The sequence below is a fragment of the Rhodobacter sp. JA431 genome (assembly GCF_900217725.1).
Classification (GTDB): Bacteria; Pseudomonadota; Alphaproteobacteria; order Rhodobacterales; family Rhodobacteraceae; genus Rhodobacter; species Rhodobacter aestuarii.
This window is the reverse complement of record NZ_OBMP01000004.1, coordinates 291,873-312,056: the sequence shown is the minus strand read 5'-3', so window position 1 is coordinate 312,056 and position 20,184 is coordinate 291,873. Positions and strand designations below refer to the sequence as shown.

16 protein-coding genes and 1 tRNA gene are annotated in these 20,184 nt (G+C 58.9%); 6 read left to right on the top strand and 11 right to left on the bottom strand.

The annotated features are described in order from the left end of the window. Positions 1-60: 60 nt before the first annotated feature. The 7 genes from lptB to CRO18_RS10645 all read right to left on the bottom strand — a co-directional run bounded on the left by lptB (position 61) and on the right by CRO18_RS10645 (position 6,359). The gene (gene lptB / locus CRO18_RS10675) at positions 61-819 is read right to left on the bottom strand and encodes an LPS export ABC transporter ATP-binding protein (protein ID WP_097082098.1); all 759 of its coding nucleotides are present in this window, start codon (positions 817-819) and stop codon (positions 61-63) included. Beyond that, complete coding sequence (gene lptA, locus CRO18_RS10670) at positions 816-1,310, bottom strand: lipopolysaccharide transport periplasmic protein LptA (protein ID WP_076486407.1); 495 nt, start codon at positions 1,308-1,310, stop codon at positions 816-818. The genes lptB and lptA overlap by 4 nt, the downstream gene beginning before the upstream one ends. Positions 1,311-1,317: 7 nt before the next feature. Next, positions 1,318-1,917, bottom strand: a complete 600-nt coding sequence (locus CRO18_RS10665; RefSeq protein WP_076486406.1) for a hypothetical protein — start codon at positions 1,915-1,917, stop codon at positions 1,318-1,320. Next, on the bottom strand, positions 1,917-2,873 hold the full coding sequence (locus CRO18_RS10660; protein ID WP_097082097.1) for an SIS domain-containing protein: 957 nt from the start codon (positions 2,871-2,873) through the stop codon (positions 1,917-1,919). Before CRO18_RS10660 ends, CRO18_RS10665 begins: the two co-directional genes overlap by 1 nt. Beyond that, positions 2,854-3,468, bottom strand: a complete 615-nt coding sequence (locus CRO18_RS10655; protein ID WP_097082168.1) for a ribonuclease D — start codon at positions 3,466-3,468, stop codon at positions 2,854-2,856. The genes CRO18_RS10660 and CRO18_RS10655 overlap by 20 nt, the downstream gene beginning before the upstream one ends. 109 nt (positions 3,469-3,577) lie before the next feature. Continuing rightward, positions 3,578-4,612: a glycosyltransferase family 2 protein gene (locus CRO18_RS10650; RefSeq protein ID WP_143128624.1), complete on the bottom strand. Its 1,035-nt coding sequence runs from the start codon at positions 4,610-4,612 to the stop codon at positions 3,578-3,580. 1,102 nt (positions 4,613-5,714) lie between these two features. Next, positions 5,715-6,359, bottom strand: coding sequence for a recombinase family protein (locus CRO18_RS10645; protein ID WP_097082095.1), 645 nt, complete (start codon positions 6,357-6,359; stop codon positions 5,715-5,717). Positions 6,360-6,885: 526 nt separating this feature from the next. On the opposite strand from CRO18_RS10645, the gene CRO18_RS10635 reads away from it, so the two are divergent. Continuing rightward, complete coding sequence (locus tag CRO18_RS10635) at positions 6,886-7,680, top strand: DUF4145 domain-containing protein (RefSeq protein ID WP_212710108.1); 795 nt, start codon at positions 6,886-6,888, stop codon at positions 7,678-7,680. Positions 7,681-7,799: 119 nt separating this feature from the next. Here the strand turns inward: CRO18_RS10635 and CRO18_RS10630 are convergent, their stop codons facing one another. The 4 genes from CRO18_RS10630 to CRO18_RS10615 all read right to left on the bottom strand — a co-directional run bounded on the left by CRO18_RS10630 (position 7,800) and on the right by CRO18_RS10615 (position 11,291). Continuing rightward, entirely contained in the window at positions 7,800-8,411 is a 612-nt protein-coding gene (locus CRO18_RS10630) for a hypothetical protein (protein ID WP_097082093.1), read from the bottom strand. Between the two features lie 150 nt (positions 8,412-8,561). After that, a complete protein-coding gene (locus CRO18_RS10625; RefSeq protein ID WP_249276043.1) occupies positions 8,562-9,401 on the bottom strand; it encodes an abortive infection family protein in 840 nt (279 codons plus the stop codon). A 319-nt stretch (positions 9,402-9,720) separates the two neighbouring features. Continuing rightward, positions 9,721-11,115: a site-specific integrase gene (locus CRO18_RS10620; RefSeq protein ID WP_097082091.1), complete on the bottom strand. Its 1,395-nt coding sequence runs from the start codon at positions 11,113-11,115 to the stop codon at positions 9,721-9,723. Between the two features lie 91 nt (positions 11,116-11,206). Further along, positions 11,207-11,291, bottom strand: a tRNA-Leu gene (locus CRO18_RS10615). A gap of 156 nt (positions 11,292-11,447) precedes the next feature. Here CRO18_RS10615 and CRO18_RS10610 point away from each other — a divergent pair. From CRO18_RS10610 to gltB, 5 genes are all read left to right on the top strand, one after another. After that, a complete protein-coding gene (locus CRO18_RS10610; protein ID WP_097082090.1) occupies positions 11,448-12,434 on the top strand; it encodes a complex I NDUFA9 subunit family protein in 987 nt (328 codons plus the stop codon). A gap of 3 nt (positions 12,435-12,437) precedes the next feature. Continuing rightward, positions 12,438-13,232, top strand: coding sequence for an undecaprenyl-diphosphate phosphatase (locus CRO18_RS10605; protein ID WP_076484283.1), 795 nt, complete (start codon positions 12,438-12,440; stop codon positions 13,230-13,232). A gap of 195 nt (positions 13,233-13,427) precedes the next feature. Further along, positions 13,428-14,861, top strand: a complete 1,434-nt coding sequence (locus CRO18_RS10600; RefSeq protein WP_076484284.1) for an NAD(P)-dependent oxidoreductase — start codon at positions 13,428-13,430, stop codon at positions 14,859-14,861. 53 nt (positions 14,862-14,914) lie between these two features. Next, the gene (locus tag CRO18_RS10595) at positions 14,915-15,646 is read left to right on the top strand and encodes a hypothetical protein (protein ID WP_097082089.1); all 732 of its coding nucleotides are present in this window, start codon (positions 14,915-14,917) and stop codon (positions 15,644-15,646) included. Further along, a complete protein-coding gene (gltB, locus tag CRO18_RS10590) occupies positions 15,643-20,181 on the top strand; it encodes a glutamate synthase large subunit (RefSeq protein ID WP_097082088.1) in 4,539 nt (1,512 codons plus the stop codon). Before CRO18_RS10595 ends, gltB begins: the two co-directional genes overlap by 4 nt. Positions 20,182-20,184: the final 3 nt, after the last annotated feature.

The window sequence follows — 20,184 nt, the reverse complement described above, 5'->3', positions numbered from 1 at the left end:
ATTTGGGAACGGAACGGCGCCGCTGTCAATGACTTGGCGCAAACTGTTCGCTCCTGCACATTACTGGATGCGGAAATTTTCCCCGAGGTACACACGCCGTACATTCTCATCTTTAACCACTTCCTCGGTCCGGCCAGACATCAGCACATGGCCATCATGCAAAATATAAGCGCGATCGACAATTTCGAGCGTTTCGCGCACGTTGTGATCGGTAATCAACACCCCGATACCGCGTTCCTTCAGATGCGCGACCAGCGCGCGAATCTCACCCACGGCAATCGGATCAACGCCCGCAAAGGGCTCATCCAGCAAAAGATATTTCGGATCGGCAGCCAAGCAGCGGGCAATCTCCACCCGGCGTCGCTCGCCCCCCGACAGCGCAAGCGCCGGCGCTTGGCGCAGATGGGCGATGGCAAAATCACCCAATAGTTCTTCGAGCCGTTCGCGGCGGCGGTGCACCTCATCCACGGCAATTTCCAAAACGGCCATGATGTTCTGCTCCACCGTCAGCCCACGAAAAATCGAGGCTTCTTGCGGCAAATAGCCGATGCCAAGCCGCGCACGGCGATACATGGGCATAGAGGTGGCATCGACTCCGTCGATCTGCACTTGCCCCGCATCGGGCGAGACGAGCCCTGCGATGGCATAGAAACAGGTGGTCTTGCCGGAGCCGTTCGGGCCCAACAGCGCCACCACCTCGCCCCGGTCGAGCGTCAAAGACACATCGCGCAGCACCAACCGCTTACGATAGCTTTTGCGCAGGCTGACCACGCTCAGCCCCGATGGGCTGCTTTCGGCCGGGCTTGCCATATCTTTCATGGGGTCTGATCCGGTTGCAGCACCGTGCGCACCCGGCCCTGCATCTGTCCGGTTCCGGTTTTCAGATCGACATCAAGGCGCTGCCCCGAGAGAACATTATCGCCTTGGGTCAAAAGCACATCGCCCGTCATCACCACAGAGCCCGCCGCCACATTGTAAACCGCATCGCGCGATTCGGCGGCTTCGCTGGCGGTGACCAAAGTCACCCCACCCGAGGCTTGCAGCTCAGAGATGCTTTTCTTCTCGGCCGAGCCATATTCGACCTGCACCCGCGCCGCTGAAAGCCGCAAAGGGCCTTGGATGATCACCACATTGCCGGTGAAAATCGCGTTGCCATCGGTCTGGTTGACATCAAGGCTATCGGCCGTGACCTCGACCGGCTCAGAGGTATCGGTGCGCAGACCGGCAAAGGCCACCTGCTGCGCTTGAACGGCCCCTGCGGTCAGGGAAAAGAAAATCAGAGCGGAAAAAATCTGGGGCAGACGGCGCATCGAAACCTCACTTCTCCGGCTGGTATATCAGCTTCACGCCGCCTTTGAAGTGCAGATCGTAAGGCGAACTTGGATCACTGCGCCCCATCTGCATCGACCCGGCCTCCAGCGTGCCAAAAGGGCCCTCTCCGCGCACGGCGCCGGGCGCATTCAATATGCCACGGTCGGTGGCCATATCCACCGCCTCGGTGGCCATGCGATACCCCGACGAGGTTTGTACCGCGACCCCCTCTGACAGGCTGATCTGCCCGGCTTGCGGATCAAGCACCCCAGCCGCCGCCGTCAAATCGGTCACCGCCCCATCGGCACCTTCCAATTTGGCGATCACATCACTGGCCGAAGCACCATTGCCATTTGGATCTGGCGTCGCAGTCGTCGCCCGGACGGTGAGCGCGGCGCCCTCTTCCGTCATGCCAGAATATTCCGGCGTGGTCAGCCGTGGTTCGGCCACCAGCGCATCCACATCGACCTTGGCGTAGATCGAAGCCGTGGTCGGATCGACCTTGCCGGAAAATAGAAAAAGGGTCGAAAGCAGCACCAATGCCAAGAGCGGCAGGGCCACCTTGGCCCATTGCACCAGCATCGAATGGCGGCTTTCGCGAACCATCACGCCACCCCGGCGCGCAAACAGTCATGAATGTGCAAAATGCCAACGGGGCGCCCCGCCTCCACCGCGAAAAGACAGGTGATCTTGCGTTCATTCATCGCGGCCACCGCCGCCTCGGCCAGCGCTTGCGGATCAATCGTGCGCGGATTACGCGTCATTACCTCCGCAGCGGTGTGGGACAGAAGCCCCTCCATATGCCGCCGCAGGTCACCATCAGTGACAATGCCAGAAAGCTGACCAGCCGTATCGGTCACGCCGACAACACCGAAGCCCTTTTGCGAAATGATCAAAAGCGCCTCGGGCATCGGTGTGTCTTCGGCCACCAGCGGCATATCGCGGTGCATCAGATCCGCCACTTTCGACAGTTTTGCCCCAAGCTTGCCGCCCGGATGGAAGGTCCGGAAATGTTCCGGCGTGAACTGCCGATGCTCCATCAGCGCCACGGCCAAAGCATCGCCCAGCGCCAAAGTCATGGTGGTCGATGTCGTGGGCACCACCCCCGTGCCGCAGGCCTCTTCGGCTTTGGGCAGCACCAGCGCCACATCTGCTTGCCGCAAAAGCGTCGATTCCGGGCGCGAGGCGACCCCGATGAGCGGAATGGAAAAGCGCCGCGTATGCGCGATCAGGTCGGCCAATTCCGGCGTTTCACCAGAGTTGGACAGCACCAGCGCCACGTCCGCCTCGGTCACCATACCAAGGTCGCCGTGGCTCGCCTCCGCCGGATGCACAAATTGCGCGGGCGTGCCCGTGCTTGCCAGCGTCGCCGCAATCTTGCGCGCGATATGGCCCGACTTGCCCATGCCAGAGACGATCACCCGGCCCTGCGCTTGCAAGATCATCTCGACCGCAGCTGCAAAAGCGCCATCAAGGCTGTCGGCCAAAGCGATCAGCCCGGCCACCTCAATCTCAATCACGCGGCGGGCGGTATTGGCGTAATCAGTGGTGGAAGATGTCATTCGGCTCATCCCAACCCATCAGGTCGAGTTGCCCGCGCGCGGGCAGGAAATCAAAACAAGCCTGAGCCAAATCCATGCGCCCTTCACGGTGCAGCCGCTCTACCAAAACGGATTTGAGTTGGTGCAGGTAAAGCACATCAGAAGCCGCATAATCGAGTTGCGCCGCCGTTAGCTCCGGCGCGCCCCAGTCAGATGTCTGCTGCTGTTTGGAGATATCGACGCCCACGAGATCTTGCAGCAGATATTTCAACCCGTGGCGATCGGTGAAGGTGCGCACCATCTTGGAAGCGATCTTGGTGCAAAACACCGGCGCGGTCACAACCCCAAAGGCATTGTAAAGCGCCGCCACATCAAAGCGCGCGAAATGGAAAAGCTTCTCCACTTTCGGGTCGGCCAACATCGCACACAGACGCGGGGCTTCTGTTTGCCCTTTCGCGATCTGCACCAGATGCGCGTCGCCATCACCAGAAGACATCTGCACAAGGCAAAGTCGGTCGCGGCGCGGGTCCAACCCCATGGTTTCGGTATCGATTGCGACCACTGGGCCCAGATCAAGGCCTTCGGGAAGATCGTTTTGATGCAGATGGACAGTCACCGGCAGCCCTTTCACAAGTGTTGCATAGGTATAAGCGCTTTGCGCGGGCTTTGCCACCGCCCCGCCATTACAAGAAATGGCGATTTTGCCGCGCCACACCAAGGCCGCGCTAGATTGCCTTCGCCAAACCCGCTTTCGCGTGCTTTCTTTCCCAAAGCAAACGCTCAGTGCGCAACACCAGCCTCAGCCAAGGCGAAGCGACCTCGCGATACACCATATCAAGCGAACCTCCCATTCCCGCACGCAGCATCTTGTGCTGAGCACGCGAAGCAAGGAAAGAAACCGCCCCCGGCACATCGCGCAAAGCGCCAGCATTTCGCTGCAACACTTTCACATAGCACTCCGCACAAGAACGGTCGGCGCCGCTGTTCGTCAGCCGCTGAATCGTCCCGACACGATTCAAGATCGTTCCCGGCAGTTCTTCGTACCAAGGCTGATGCCCAGCGGCGACAAGGCGGCAGCAAAGATCCGTATCTTCATCGACCCGCAAATCTGGGCAAAAACCGCCGACGTCCAAGCAAAGATCTCGTTTGACCCAAAATCCGTTACTGGTGCCCGCCGTATTGCGCTTAAACGGGACAGAACGCTGAATTTGCCCCTGACGGCGCTTTTTGCGCGGTGCAAGCTCGGGGGCGGCATCGAAGCTATTGCGCGTGAAATGCCGACTAAAGCCCCAGCTTGCACGCCCGGCTTTGGCGACAGCCATCACCCTTGCCGGATAGTCGGCGACCATATCGTCGTCGTCGTCAAGAAACAGGATCACCTGCCCGCGCGCCGCCGCAATCCCACAATTGCGCGCGGCCGACGCCCCATGCGGCCCGGGGTTATCGACAAGCCTCAAGCGCGGTTCTGTGGCAAATGCAGACAACGATTCTGCTGCACCCGGATCATTATCTGCCACGACGACCACCTCGCCCGTGGCGCCGCAGGCTGCTAGCGCGCCTTCGACAGCACGCGGCAACAGCGTCGGGCGACGATGTGTAGGAATGACGATGGTGAAATCCGGTAGGGTCTTCATAAGTCTCAAAATTCCAGTGTGTCGTAGCGTCAAGCTAGGCGTCTCTGCCTCATAATTGATCACAGTCTTAACGCAAGCACCGTTATTAAGCGGACGCGCCCTCAACTCAGCACGCGCTTCCAACACGACAGATATCGCACGGCACCGCTCCGACGCTTGGCATTTAAGACAGCCCCGCGTGCAGTGGTGCTGATCTTAGAGCAAGGTCTGGCGCGGCACCATTGCGCCTAAATACGCGAGATGTGCGGTATATAGAGAAGCGGCATTAAGCGTTGACGGTTCGCTTGGGCGTTTTGTTCACTGCAACGCAAGCGGCCAGACGCGCATAAAAGCAAAAAACTCTCCTAGGTGCGCATCTTCAGGCCCACTAGAGTGAACCGTGAAAGCTGCAACCTACGAGAGTGTTTGCATATTTACCCTTGGTAGGGGGTAAATGGTGCCCAGAAGAGGCTGACGGCACCATACCACCTAACACATAACACATTGACAAACAACGACATAAAATTCTCGCTATCCCTCGGCGTGGACCTTATGCGAGCTTCCTTGTGGACCTGCGCAGGGCGCGCGGTCAAGGCGGAAGTGCGCGCTCGCTGCAGCCTTGAAGACAGAAACGCGACGGCGAATTGACAATGACCACGCCACCAACACAGAAGAAAATAACTCTCCTCGGCTTTAACCGATTGGCCGTGGCCTCGAAGGCAAGCCGCCACAGATTTTGTGCGTTGGGCGCTCTGCAACAACGAGTTTGCGGTTGTACGACCCCGCCATCACATCACCTGTAGATCACGTCAATGACGTGGTTTGGTCGCGGCAGCGGCCTCTGCTGCCCTAGCCTCATTCATGTCAACGGACTGCCCCTCGCCGCCATCGCATCGCCACAGGTAGCCCTAACTGCGAACTGAGGACCACTGATCAGCCCCGCTAGAACAGCTTGGCCCTGCCTGCCTGTGCCGCTCCTGGGGCAGCCTATGCGCTCTGACGGAACGTTGCTGACGCCCTCCCCATCGCCACGGTCCCTGTCGCAGGGATGATCTTCTCGGCGGAGACACCTCCGCCACCGAGGCACCTGATGCCCCCGTAACGGGAACCGATAAGGAAGACCAAGCGGGAACCTGAAGGTGCACCATTAGTATGACCTAATATGTATCTCTCCTCTAAGGGTGGGGTTAATCGCATAGATGTTGGGCTACTTGATTTGCTTCGCCATAGCCCCGCAAACGGCGACCGCTCAGGCATCTTCTCGCTGCCAGCGGGCCAATGCGGCCTCGGCCCCGGCAACGTCGTCACGGATGCGCAGAACCGTCTGCCGGGTCAGCCCCGTGGCCTTGGCGATCTGGCTTGCCCCCGCATCGTCTGCCAGCATCTGCTGCACCGCCGACAACTGGTCCCGGTCGAAGCTGGGCTTGCGGCCCCGGTACTTCGCCTGGTCGCTCTTTGCCGCCGCTATGCCCGCCTTCTGGGCCTCTTTCGTGGCCTCCGCTTGGGCCTGCGCCGTTGCAGCCATGAAGGCGATCAGTGCGTCCCTTACGGCGGCCTGCATCGGGTCTGTCGTCGCCCCGTCGAAGGTCAGCTTATTGATCACGGTCTTGATCACCACGCCTTCGCGCATGAAGTGGCGGATGACGTCGGTGACGTCCTGATAGTTCCGCCCCAGCCTGTCGACCCAGCGCACCACCAGCACATCGCCCCGGTGTAACATGTCGAAGAGGCGCTTGCCCTCGGGGCGTTCCGCCAGCGGCACCGAGACACCGGAGACGCCATGATCGACCACCACCTTATCGAAGGTGAAGCCTGCGGCCTCGGCCTGGGCCAATTGGTGGCTGCTGTTCTGGTCCTCGGTGGAGACACGGGCGTAAAGAATGGTGCGGGACATGGTGGCCTCAGGATGTACGGAAAGGTATTGACCGATAGGAAACCTGTACGAAAGCTAAAGTCAACCCTTACGGACAGCCCTTTCGGGCATTTCTGAGGTGTACGCTACGGTATAGCCTAGCGGTCACCGATGCGCTGGGCAGGGAGAGGCACCCGAAGGATGACCAAGCGGGGCCGCTGACGGCCACGGCGATGAGCACGGCGACCTCCGCCGCCTCGAAGCAAGGCCTTGACCGCCTCGGCCAGGGTCACCCCACCCCACCGGGGGACAGGCGCGGGCAGTAGGTGTTTATCTCGGGGTCACAGATTTTTGCGGTGGGATGTTTGATAGGCCTCTTCTATAAATCTTCAAGCCACCAAAGTTCCCACCCGAAGGCTTGGCTGTTCTTGTCCTTGATACCGTAGCTATTGATGATCGGCTTAAAGGACTGGCTTAGTAAAGTAATTTGACATTGCGCGAATCTCGAGGCGAAATGAAAGTTGGCTAAAGAGAGCCCGAAGTCGTCGATTTTCAGCACGGAGTTATCATGAAGTACGCTCCCCCTTCAGTGCACGAAACAGCCTTTAATTGTCCCCACTGTGCGGTTTTGGCGCAACAATTCTGGTTCGAAATTAAGGCAAGCACTCTGAAAGAGCGCCGCACACCATTCGTCATCAGTGATTCAAACAAAGATGAATTCGATTACTCATTTTTAAACGATCACGAGCAGAAAGAAGAAATGATGGCGTGGGTGCTCGATATGATCAAGGGCGCCCCTTCCTTTGAGAAGGAAAAGCACGACCGTTACTGGCTAAGATCTGTCAACAACGTGCACATATCCCAATGTTACAATTGCGAGAAGCTTTCAATCTGGGTTCACGAACGTCTTATATATCCGCAGCACGGCGAAGCTCCTCCTCCCAATCCCGACTTACCCGAGGATATCTTGAGAGACTACAATGAGGCCAGCGCCATCCTTAATCTGTCACCAAGGGGCGCGGCCGCATTAATTCGGCTCGGAATCCAAAAGATATGTAAAGAACTTGGGTTGCCAGGGAAAAATATCAACGCAGATATAAAATCTCTTGTAGAGAAAGGGCTCGACACCAAAATTCAAAGGGCGCTCGATGCCGTTCGGGTGATCGGAAACAATGCAGTACATCCTGGGGAAATGGACCTCAGAGACGACAGGGCTACAGCGGAAAGCCTGTTTCTCTTGATGAATGTTATCGCAGAAAAAATGATCTCCGAGCCAAAGAAAATTGACGAGGTATACGCCTTGCTCCCCGCCGAGCTAGTGACTGAAATAGATAAACGCGACAGGCGCGGGACAGAAGGGTGACGCGCCGTACAAATCAAAGCGTACGTAACTAAAATTGCCGCAAAAGCTTGGCTTTAAAAATCATTTTCGCCCCGATTCTCACCTCACGCCAAGAGCGACGACGCAAGCCGCCAAGCGCATTAATGCCACTTAAATGGGCAACCCTGCCAAGGTACCACTGGCTTTTTATTCTGAAACGCCTTCATCGCCTTTTTGTACGCTGCGGCAACGTTCTGATGCAAGATTGGCCCCCTATCGTGGTCAGTCTCGATGCCGGGACCACCTATTGCATAGCAAAAGTCCCACTCACCCTCACCTTTCAACCAATATCTGCAATCATCTCGCCGATCTTCTAATATCATCGAGCGAATTTCAGTTGCCTCAAAGAAATCACTCAGGCTTTCATAAAAGTCCACGAGTCCAGAATATTTGTCCCTGATCGAGAAGTCCAGGACGTTGCGTCTTTTGGGGTCGGGGGCCCCCATTACCAACCAAACACTTTTGCTGATCTTCATCTCATAAAGCAATAAAGCTTTATCGGCCTCTTCAAGAATTATTTCGCGATTATCTGGCTTGACCTCCACGAAAACGTCGAAGTCTTTTATATAGAAATCGGGGGTGTAGACGCGACCATCAGACAACTGAATTTGCCTCGGCTCATACTCGAAGGAGACCCCTAGGCGGTCAAAAAACACCGCCCAGCGCGCCTCAGTCCGCGATCTATACGTCACTCCGTCAAAAACTGTGGGCATAACCCCACTCAGTCGGTCCGACACTCTACCACCTTCTCTGACCCTGCATCCATCCCAATGCCATGTCATTGATCGGAAGGGATTTGCAAGGGTGATCATTTGCGGTGCGCCTCAACCAATGGAGGAAGGCTTTTTCAAGAAGCCTTTTAGTCACTCGATTAATTCAAGAACGTATGCGGCAATCGTATGCGCCGAGTGAATCGCTAGTCGAGCATGACGGGGCTTGATATTGATGTTTTGGCGTTGCTCCTCAGAGCGCCCGTGAGCGCCGCTCTTGGTATTTCGCAAGTGGGCAATGCCATCGACAATCCCATGCAGCCCCGACGCAATCTTCTTCAAGTCTTTGCTGTCCAAATCTGATGCGCGCAACCCGATTTGGGCTGATGCCGTTTTCCACAGTTCAGCAAGTGCATCACCTCGTCCATATGCAACCTGCTTGTGATCTAAGTAGGCTTTCAAGGTCGCCTCAAGGACGTTCCCGGCGTACTGAGCGGCAGCGTGGGGGTCTTTCTCAATCATCGCGACTGCGCGTTTGATCTCGACATCGACCGATGACAAGCCGTGCTTTCTAACACTTTCGTCTAGGGACAACGTCGGAAGCGCGCCACCTTTGGAAATTGTCCCGCCACGGATAAAGCTGAGGCCATCTTTGGCAAGCATCTCCTTGACACGCTCCTTTGATGTCTCAACCTTCGCTACGTTGTCCGTCTCCCCAGACCAGAAATCTTGGTCCTGCACCTGCAACTCCATGAATTCATCAAGGATGAGCCCCAGGATTTTCAACGGCTCGGCGCACTCCACGTTGATCTTGCGGAGCCAAGCTTTAACCTTAGCCGCCTTGCTCCCGTCGGGGATAGGTTCGGGGGCACCTGCCATGAGAAACATGGAGTCCAGATCTGCGTGCGTGAAGTAATCCGGCAGCGTTTTGCTCAATGTGCCGATGATCGCTGTGGGTATTTTCGGGCCTGATTGCATCGCAGAAAATCTCACTCTTTGGGAAATGAAGTCCAGAATAGCGCCCAAGATCTTGCGATTGAAGCGGCATCCTAATCGAGACCGCCTCGACCTCAAGGACGCTCCACCGAGGTTCTACACAAAGCTTGACGGGCTGAAAATTTTTCCGTTATATATCAACAACAACGCCGCAAAAAACTGGAATTCAATCCTCTCTTGCAGCTCGAGTTTCTGCGCTTTCTCTCGAACAGCTTTTCTACTGACACTCGATCGGCCTCTGCAGTTCACCGCGACGGGCACCGCGAGGGGGCGCGCCTGTCCAACCTGACATAGCCAATTTGGACACCCCACGGCGCTATACGCTCTCGCCTGCCGAAGCCTTGGTCACACTGCCTACGGCATCCTCGCGCAGACTAAGCGCCGCTTTCATCGCCCTATGGGCCACCTCAAGGCGCGCGGCTTCACCGCCATAGCGTTCCCCAACCGAGCTTGAAGCGTGCCCAAGGATGAGGTCTTGCACGACCTTCTCGGCCCCCGCGCGCCGTAGATCATCTTTCATGTTGTGCCGCAGCGAATGCAGAACGTGACGCGGGTTTCTGGTGACCTTGCGCAGGTGCTTCATAAGGTTCTGTGAGGCGGCATCCACGCCGCGTGGGCGCGCATAACGCTCAAAGACCATCTTACCCTTGCGGGGCAACCGAACGGCGTCCGTAGCGGCTTCCAACGCATCCCCGACAAGCGGCACGACCCGGATGGACGCAGAGGTCTTCAAGCGCCGCTCTTCATGCCAAGCGACCCGAACAAAGGGCAGATCATCAGCAAGAACAATGTCTTCGACCCGAAGGCCGACGACCTCGGCGAGGCGGCATCCCGTCCCGACAAGCAGCCGCCATATCAAATCGGGTTCGTCGGTGAGCCTGCCATGCATCGCCGCAACAACCGACGCAGGCAGGGGGTCGCGCTTGTCGGCCTCGCTTTCGGGGGCCGCGCCTTGGCTTTTGCGAATCTCCAATCCCTCGAATGGATTGCTCACCTTGCCGCGAAGATCGAATTCCTTGATGCCGTAGCTGACGATAGCGGAAAGAATGTTCAGTTCCCGCCGCACCGACGCCGCCGAGAGAGTACCGCCACCCTGCTTTGGGCTGGCAAGCATGTGGTCGCGCACCTTGCGGGCGTCTTCTCGCTTTAGATCTTCGAGGGTGCAGGTCTCCGCCCGCTTGCCTAGAGCCTTGCGGACACGCGCAAAGACACGCTCGACCCGCGCCGCTGCCTTTTGTTCATCGACACCTTCGCCGCCGTTGAGCTTCTCTTTCACGTAGAGCTTTCGGGCATCTTCGAGAGTGTGACCGGGCAACGGCGCGTCGGGCAAGACAACCGCGCGATACAGGCCAGCGTCTGCACCACTTTCAATCAACGTATCGGCGAGAATCTCACGCCGTTCATCATCGTCTCGCGCACCAGAGACACCGCTCAGCAACTCCGCCGCCCGCCTCAGATGCGCCTCTGCGGCTTCCCTTGGGGTCTTCGCCCCAGCAACACCGCCCGTTTTCGCCGATGCAACCAGACGATTGAATTCCCCCATGATGCGCGCATGTTCGCGAGCAATGGCGCTAGGGCTTGCGGCGGAGAACACGCGCTTGAACTCGGCCTGACCAAGGACGGCCTTGGCCGATTCTGGAATGCGACGGCGGAACTTATATCGCCCCGGCGCAAGCTCGCTGATGTACTTCAAAGACAAAAACAACCCCATAGGTGTGTACCTTCCGTGGACCCTAATGTGGACCTTGAAGGACAGCAACCTTATGAAGTTGTTTGCATATTTACCCTTGGTAGGGGGTAAATGGTGCCCAGAAGAGGACTCGAACCTCCACGCCTTGCGGCACACGGACCTGAACCGTGCGCGTCTACCAATTCCGCCACCTGGGCAGGTGTCTGGGGGCGATGTATCCGTAGCTGCGGGGGCTGTCAACGGGGGGTGAAAGAAATAATTCAACCAGATGACTCAACCGCCTTCTGACTTGTTTGGAGAGGGGGTTGCGGCTAAATCTGGATACAACGGTATGCAATCAAGGGGCCGAGGCGATGTCCAAGCTTGTCACGATCTATGGCGGTTCGGGGTTCGTGGGGCGCTATATCGCCCGGCGGATGGCAAAAGAGGGCTGGCGCGTGCGCGTGGCGGTGCGCCGCCCGAACGAGGCGCTTTTCGTCAAACCCTATGGCGCGGTTGGCCAAGTCGAGCCCTTCTTTTGCAATGTGCGTGACAGCGCCTCGGTGCGCGCGGCGATGCAAGGCGCGGATGCGGTGGTGAACTGCGTTGGCATTTTGGTCAATGAAGGGCGCAACACCTTCTCGGCGGTGCAAGCCGAAGGGGCCGAACGCATTGCCACGATCGCGTCGGAAATGGGTGTTGAGCGACTGGTGCAGATCTCGGCCATTGGCGCCGATACCGACTCAGATAGCAAATATTCCCGCACCAAGGGTTGGGGCGAACAGGCGGTGCTGAAAGCCTTCCCGACTGCGCTGATCTTGCGGCCTTCGGTGATTTTCGGGCCGGAGGATGATTTCTTCAACCGCTTCGCGGCGATGACGAAGCTGGGCCCAGTGCTGCCGATCACCGCAGGCGAGACGAAATTCCAACCCGTTTATGTGGATGACGTGGCGAAAGCCGCAGTGATGGGCGTGCTCGGGCAAGCCCAAGGCACCTATGAACTGGGTGGCCCGGATGTGGAAACCTTTGAGAAGCTGATGAAGCGGATGCTTTCCGTGGTTGGGCGCAAGAACCTGATCATCAGCCTGCCCGGCGCGGTCTCGAAAGCGGTCGCAACCGCGGGTGACACCGTGCAATGGCTCACCGGCGGGTTGATCACCAACCGCATCCTGACCACGGATCAACTCAAGAACCTTTATCGCAATAATGTTGTGAGCAAGAACGCCAAGAGCTTTGCGGACCTGGGCATCACGCCAACGCCGATGGGCGCGGTGCTGCCGGACTACTTGTGGCGCTTCCGCCCGCATGGGCAATATGAAGCGATCCAAGCCTCGGCCAAAAACCTGCGCAAGCATAGCTAAGCCATGTCATATTGGGCCGATGTCGTTCTGGGTGTGATCGAAGGGATCACGGAATTCCTGCCGATCTCTTCCACCGGGCACTTGCTTTTGGCCGAGAACTGGCTCGGCGCGCGGTCCGATACCTATAACATCGCGATTCAGGCGGGCGCGATCCTTGCCGTGACGCTGATTTATTGGCGCCGGATCGTTGGGCTTTTTACCGGGCTCGGCGATGCCGAGAACCGAGATTACATGATCAAGCTTGGCGTCGCCTTTGGCATCACCGCCGTGCTGGGCCTCGTGGTCAAAAAACTTGGCTTTGAGCTGCCCGAAACCGTGATGCCGGTGGCGATTGCGCTGGTGCTGGGCGGGGTCTGGATGATCGTGGCCGAGCGTTTGGCGGAACGCAAAGCCGATTGCGCTGTCATCACCATGAAGGTCGCGATTGCGGTTGGCGTGGCGCAGATCATCGCCGGGGTGTTTCCGGGCACGTCACGCTCCGCCTCGACCATCTTCATTGCCATGCTCTTGGGCACCACAAACCGGGCGGCAGCGACTGAGTTTGCGTTCTTGGTGGGCATCCCCACGATGTATGCGGCCACCGCCTATGAACTGCTCAAACAATTGGGCGGCGAATCCGCACATGAAGACTGGACCGCACTCGGGATCGCTTTTGCGGTTTCCACGGTCACGGCCTTCGTCGCGGTGAAATGGCTCTTGGGCTACATTCGGACGCATCGATTCACGATCTTCGCGTGGTATCGTATCGTCTTCGGGGGGGCGCTGCTGGCCTTGGTGGCCGCAGGCGTCGTTCATTGACCGCGAATCACTCCTAAAATCTGGGGAAAATCGCCACTAGGTAAGCACTGCTTCCTTATTTTTTCGGGTTTTCGGCTCAGTGCCGCAGGCCACACTGTCATTTTCCCACATTTAGGTCACACATGCTGACTTTCAATTTGGTTGATCCGGGTGTAAGAGGGCGAACCCGGATGTACCCCAATGGGAGGTGGAACCATGGCAAAGCAACGCATGCTGAAATTCGTCGGCACGGCGAAAGAGACGCCCGAGAAGCGCGATGCCGCCGTGCGTTCGCACGACTTCGATGAGATTTACCGCGAATTCGCGGATCAAAAGGCCACCGAACAGGCGAGCCGCTGCAGCCAATGCGGCGTGCCCTATTGCCATTCGAACTGCCCGCTGCACAACAACATCCCCGACTGGCTGCGCCTGACCGCCGAAGGCCGCTTGGCCGAGGCTTATGAGGTCAGCCAAGCCACCAACACCTTCCCGGAAATCTGCGGCCGCATCTGCCCGCAAGACCGTCTGTGCGAAGGCAATTGCGTGATCGAACAATCCGGCCATGGCACGGTGACGATCGGCGCAATCGAGAAATACATCACCGATACCGCTTGGGATCGTGGTTGGGTCAAGCCGATCAAACCGGCGATCGACCGCACGGAATCGGTTGGCATCATCGGCGGTGGCCCGGGTGGCCTTGCAGCCGCTGATGTGCTGCGCCGCGCCGGTGTGCAAGTGACCGTTTACGACCGCAATGACCGCGCGGGCGGGCTGCTGACCTACGGCATCCCGGGCTTCAAACTGGAAAAAGACGTGGTGATGAACCGCGTGAAACAGCTCGAAGACGGCGGCGTGGAATTTGTACTGAGCTGCAATGTCGGCACCGACATTTCCTTTGATGCGATCCGCGGCAAACATGATGCGGTGCTGATCGCGACCGGCGTTTATAAAACCCGCGCGCTGACCGATCCGGGCTGCGATGCCAAAGGGATCGTACGCGCGATTGATTACCTGACCGCCTCGAACCGCAAAAGCTTTGGCGATGAAGTGGCAGAGTTTGAAGACGGCACGCTCAACGCCGAAGGCAAACGGGTGCTGGTGATCGGTGGCGGCGATACGGCGATGGACTGCGTGCGCACGGCCATTCGCCAAGGTGCCACCTCGGTGAAATGTCTCTATCGTCGCGACCGCGCGAATATGCCGGGCAGCCAACGCGAAGTGACCAATGCCGAGGAAGAAGGGGCCGAATTCGTTTGGCTTTCTGCGCCCAAAGGCTTCTCTGGCAACCCGGTGTCTTCGGTCACCGTGCAGAAAATGCGCCTTGGCGCGCCTGATGCCTCGGGCCGTCAAAGCCCCGAACCGATCGAGGGCGGCATTTACGAGGAAGAAGCCGATCTGGTGATCACCGCGCTTGGCTTTGAACCCGAAAACCTGCCCGAGCAATGGGGCACCGAAGAGCTTGAAACGACCCGTTGGGGCACGATCAAAGCGGGCTTCGGCACCCATGCGACCAGCCTGCCCGGCGTTTACGCCGTTGGCGATATCGTGCGCGGTGCCTCGCTCGTGGTTTGGGCGATCCGCGATGGCCGCGAAGCGGGCGAGCAGATCATCCGCTTCCTTGATGGCGCAGAGCGCGTCGCGGCGGAATGATCACAACCGGTGCGCCACAAGCGCCCGGGCAATGTTTCACAAGGGGTAGAGCCATGCTGCGGCATTGGACCATTCTGGCAGGGATCGGGGCGCTTTTCGCGGCCCCGCTCGCACATGCCGGAACGGTGTTCACCCCGCCCTCGGGCTGTACGCTCAATATGACGGTGCAGATGCGTTCGTGTCAGGTGGCAAACTATTACACCTGTGCGGGCGATCCTGCAGGCGATCAGTGGATTTCCTTTGCCGATGGCGAGGGGGAATATTTCCTCAGCCATATCGACGCGGAAACCCGCTGGGTGGAAAGCGTCTCGCTTTACTCGGGCGAGTTGGAACTGCTTGATGCGGAAGGCTCTGCCGACAACGCCTCTTTCTCGGCGCTGCTGTCCGAGGGGCGAGACGAGTATGATTTCGTCACCCGCTCTAACACTGGCGAAGCGCAACGTTTCATTGGCCTTGATGAACTGACCGGGGAAGCCACCAGCGTTGACGGCGTGCCGCTCGAATATTGCCGCTTTGAAATGCGGATCGAAGATGATCAGGGCAATTACCAAGCCACCCGCAAGGGCATGCAACTGATCAGCCGCAAAATGCGCGTCTTCTTCGGGGCCACCGAAGATTATCAAAACAGCTATGGCGACCGCTCGTCCAGCAATGACACACCGGTCAGTTTTGCCTTCCCCGGCGAGGCTGGATTTGCCGCCGCCACCCCCGAATATGATTGCGACATGATGCTAACCGATCTGTCGCCCCTGCTTGACCATCCCTCGAAGGAGGTAGTGAGATGATGAACTACGATGAAGCCTGGGTTGCCGCTGAGGAAGCCAAGCGCAAATGGATGGACGAGCATTCGCTTTACAAAAGCGAAGACGAACATTCCTCTTGCGGCGTCGGCCTTGTGGTGGCGCTGGATGGCAAAGCGAGCCGTAAGGTTGTGGCCTCGGGCATTGATGCGCTGAAAGCGATCTGGCACCGCGGCGCCGTGGATGCCGATGGCAAAACCGGCGACGGCGCGGGCATCCATGTGCAAATCCCGGCCCCTTATTTCTACGACCAAATCCGCCGCACCGGCCATGAGCCGGACCGCGAAAAGCTGGTCGCCGTTGGCCAAGTCTTCCTGCCGCGCACCGATTTTGGCGCACAAGAAGCCTGCCGCACGATCGTCGAAACCGAAGTGCTGCGCATGGGCCATTATATCTATGGCTGGCGCCACGTTCCGGTGAACACCTCGGTGCTGGGCGAGAAGGCCAATGCCACCCGCCCGGAAATCGAGCAAATCCTGATCCGCTGCGAAAAAGACATCGACGACGAGCAGTTCGAACGCGAACTCTACATCATCCGCCGTCGGATCGAGAAAGCCGCCGTCACCGCGCAGATCAACGGGCTTTATATCTGCTCGCTGTCGTGCCGCTCGATCATCTACAAAGGCATGATGCTCGCCGAGCAAGTGGCCGAGTTCTACCCCGATCTGAAAGACGAGCGCTTCACCTCGGCTTTCGCGATCTATCACCAGCGCTATTCGACCAACACCTTCCCGCAATGGTGGCTGGCGCAGCCCTTCCGCATGTTGGCCCACAATGGTGAAATCAACACGATCAAGGGCAACATCAATTGGATGAAGAGCCACGAGATCCGCATGGCCTCCAATGCCTTTGGCGATGCCGCCGAAGACATCAAGCCGATCATCCCGGCGGGCGCCTCGGACTCGGGCGCCTTCGACGCGGTCTTTGAACTGATGGTGCGCTCGGGCCGTTCGGCGCCGATGACGAAAACCATGTTGGTGCCGGAAGCGTGGTCGAAGTCGGCCTCTGACATGCCGCAAGCGTGGCAAGACATGTATGCCTATTGCAACGCGGTGATGGAGCCGTGGGACGGCCCCGCCGCGCTGGCGATGACCGATGGCCGCTGGGTCTGCGGTGGCCTTGACCGGAACGGCCTGCGCCCGATGCGCTATGTGGTGACGGGCGACGGCATGCTGATTGCCGGGTCTGAGGCGGGCATGGTGCCGGTCGACGAAATGACCGTGCGGGAAAAAGGCGCGCTTGGCCCGGGCCAAATGATCGCCGTCGATATGCGCGAAGGCAAACTCTACCACGACCGCGATATCAAAGACCGTCTCGCCAACAGCCAACCCTTCGGCGAATGGGTCGGCAAAGTGGTGGAACTGAACGCGATCTTGCGCGACGTGCCGGAAAAAGCGCTGCACACCGGGGCGGACCTGCGCAAACGCCAAATTGCGGCGGGCTACTCGGTTGAGGAGTTGGAAAACATCCTTTCGCCGATGGCGGAAGACGGCAAAGAAGCCGTGGCCTCGATGGGCGATGACACGCCGCCCGCAGTGCTTTCGAAGCAATACCGCCCGCTGAGCCATTTCTTCCGGCAAAACTTCAGCCAGGTCACCAACCCGCCGATCGACAGCTTGCGCGAAAGCCGCGTGATGTCGCTCAAAACGCGCTTTGGCAACCTCAAGAACGTGTTGGAAGAAAACGCGACCCAAACGGAAATCTGGAGCCTTGAAAGCCCCTTCGTCGCCAATGCCGAATTCGGCGAGATGATGAAAGCTTTTGGCACCACGGTGACGGCGATTGACTGCACTTTCGCGGCAGGCGCGGGCCAAGATGCCCTGCGCGCCGGATTGGAGCGGATCCGCGCCGAGGCCGAAGATGCCGTGCGCTCGGGCGCGTCGCACCTTGTGCTGACCGACGAGCACCAAGGCACCGATAAAGTCGCGATGCCGATGATCTTGGCGACCTCGGCGGTGCATTCGTGGCTGACGAAAAAGGGCCTGCGCACCTTCACCTCGATCAACGTCCGCTCGGCCGAATGCGTTGATAGCCACTACTTCGCCGTGCTGATCGGTGCGGGCGCCACCACGGTGAACGCCTATCTGGCGCAAGACAGCATTGCCGATCGGATCGAGCGCGGCCTGCTGGATGGCTCGCTGGAAGACAACCTGCGCCGCTATCGCGATGCAATCGACGCGGGCCTTCTGAAGATCATGTCGAAGATGGGGATCTCGATCATCTCGTCTTATCGCGGTGGTCTGAACTTTGAAGCGGTCGGCCTGTCGCGGGCGATGGTGGCCGAATACTTCCCCGGCATGCAAAGCCGTATTTCGGGCATGGGCCTTTACGGCATTCAGCGGAAACTGGAAGAAGTCCACGCCAAAGGCTGGCTTGGTGGCCAAGACGTTCTGCCGATTGGCGGCTTCTACAAAGCCCGCAAAACCGGCGAGACGCACGCTTGGGGCGCGCAATCGATGCATATGCTGCAAGCGGCCTGTGACCGCTCCAGCTATGATATGTGGAAGCAATATTCCGCGATGATGCGGGCGAACCCGCCGATCCACATTCGTGACATGCTCGACATCAAGCCTTTGGGCAAACCGGTGCCGATCGAAGAAGTGGAAAGCATCACCGCGATCCGCAAACGCTTCGTCACCCCCGGCATGTCGCTGGGTGCGCTGTCGCCCGAAGCGCACAAGCTGCTGAACGTCGCGATGAACCGCATCGGTGCGAAATCCGACAGCGGCGAAGGCGGCGAAGATCCGGCGCATTTCGTGCCCGAACCGAACGGGGACAACCCCTCGGCGAAGGTGAAACAGGTGGCGTCGGGGCGCTTTGGTGTGACCGCCGAATACCTCAACGCCTGTGAAGAGTTGGAGATTAAAGTCGCCCAAGGCGCGAAACCCGGTGAGGGTGGCCAGCTTCCGGGCATGAAGGTGACGGAACTCATCGCGCGTCTGCGGCACTCGACCAAAGGCGTGACGCTGATCTCGCCGCCGCCGCACCACGATATTTACTCCATCGAAGACCTCGCGCAGCTGATCTACGACCTCAAGCAGATCAACCCGCGCGCCAAGGTGACGGTGAAGCTCGTGGCCTCCTCGGGCGTTGGCACGATTGCCGCCGGTGTGGCGAAGGCGAAAGCCGATATCATCCTGATCTCGGGCCACAATGGTGGCACCGGGGCCTCGCCCGCGACTTCGGTGAAATATGCCGGTCTGCCGTGGGAGATGGGCCTGACCGAGGCGCATCAGGTGCTGGCGATGAACAACCTGCGCGAGCGGGTGACGCTGCGCACCGATGGTGGCCTGCGCACGGGGCGTGACATTGTCATGGCCGCGATGATGGGTGCTGAGGAATACGGCATCGGCACCGCCGCGCTGATCGCGATGGGCTGCATCATGGTGCGTCAGTGCCAGTCGAACACCTGCCCGGTGGGCGTGTGTACGCAAGACCCGAAACTGCGCGCCAAATTCACCGGCACCGCAGATAAGGTCGTGAACCTGATCACCTTCTATGCGCAAGAAGTGCGCGAGATCATGGCCTCGATCGGGGCGCGCTCGCTCGATGAAATCATCGGCCGGGCCGACCTGCTCACCCAAGTCTCGCGTGGCTCGGCCCACTTGGACGACCTTGACCTGAACCCGCTGCTGATCACCGTCGATGGCTGGGACAAGATCGTCTACGACCGCTCCAAACCGCGCAACTACGTGCCCGATACGTTGGATGCGGAAATCATCAAAGATGGTCACCGCTTCTTCGAAGACGGCGAGAAGATGCAGCTTAGCTACGCGGTGCGCAACACGCTGCGCACCATCGGCACGCGCGCCTCGAGCCACATCGTCAAAAACTTCGGGATGCGCAACGCGCTGCAGCCCGACCATCTGACGGTGAAGCTGACCGGCTCTTGCGGGCAATCGCTGGGCGCGTTCGCGGCTCCGGGTCTGAAGATCGAAGTCTCGGGCGATGCCAACGACTATGTGGGCAAGGGCCTCTCGGGCGGCACCATCGTGGTGCGCCCGCCGATGGCCAGCCCGCTGGTTGCGGCCGAGAACACGATTGTCGGGAACACCGTGCTTTATGGCGCCACGGATGGCTTCTTGTTTGCGGCGGGCCGCGCGGGCGAACGTTTCGCGGTGCGGAACTCGGGTGCCAAGGTTGTGGTCGAAGGCTGCGGCTCGAACGGTTGTGAATATATGACCGGCGGCGTTGCGGTGATCTTGGGCAGCATCGGCGCCAACTTTGGCGCCGGGATGACCGGGGGCATGGCTTATCTTTACGACCCCGACAGCGTGGCCGAAGATTACATGAACCTCGAAAGCCTAGTGACCTGCGCCGTGACCCATCCGCATTGGGAAGCTCAACTCAAAGGCCTGATCGAGCGGCATGTGAAAGAAACCGGCTCGGCCAAAGGCCTGGCGCTGCTGACCGATTGGGAGACCGAGAAGAAGAACTTCTTGCAGGTCTGCCCGAAAGAAATGCTGATGCACCTGCCCTTCCCGCTGTCGGATGAGCCGAAAGCGGTTCCGGCCGAGTAAGGC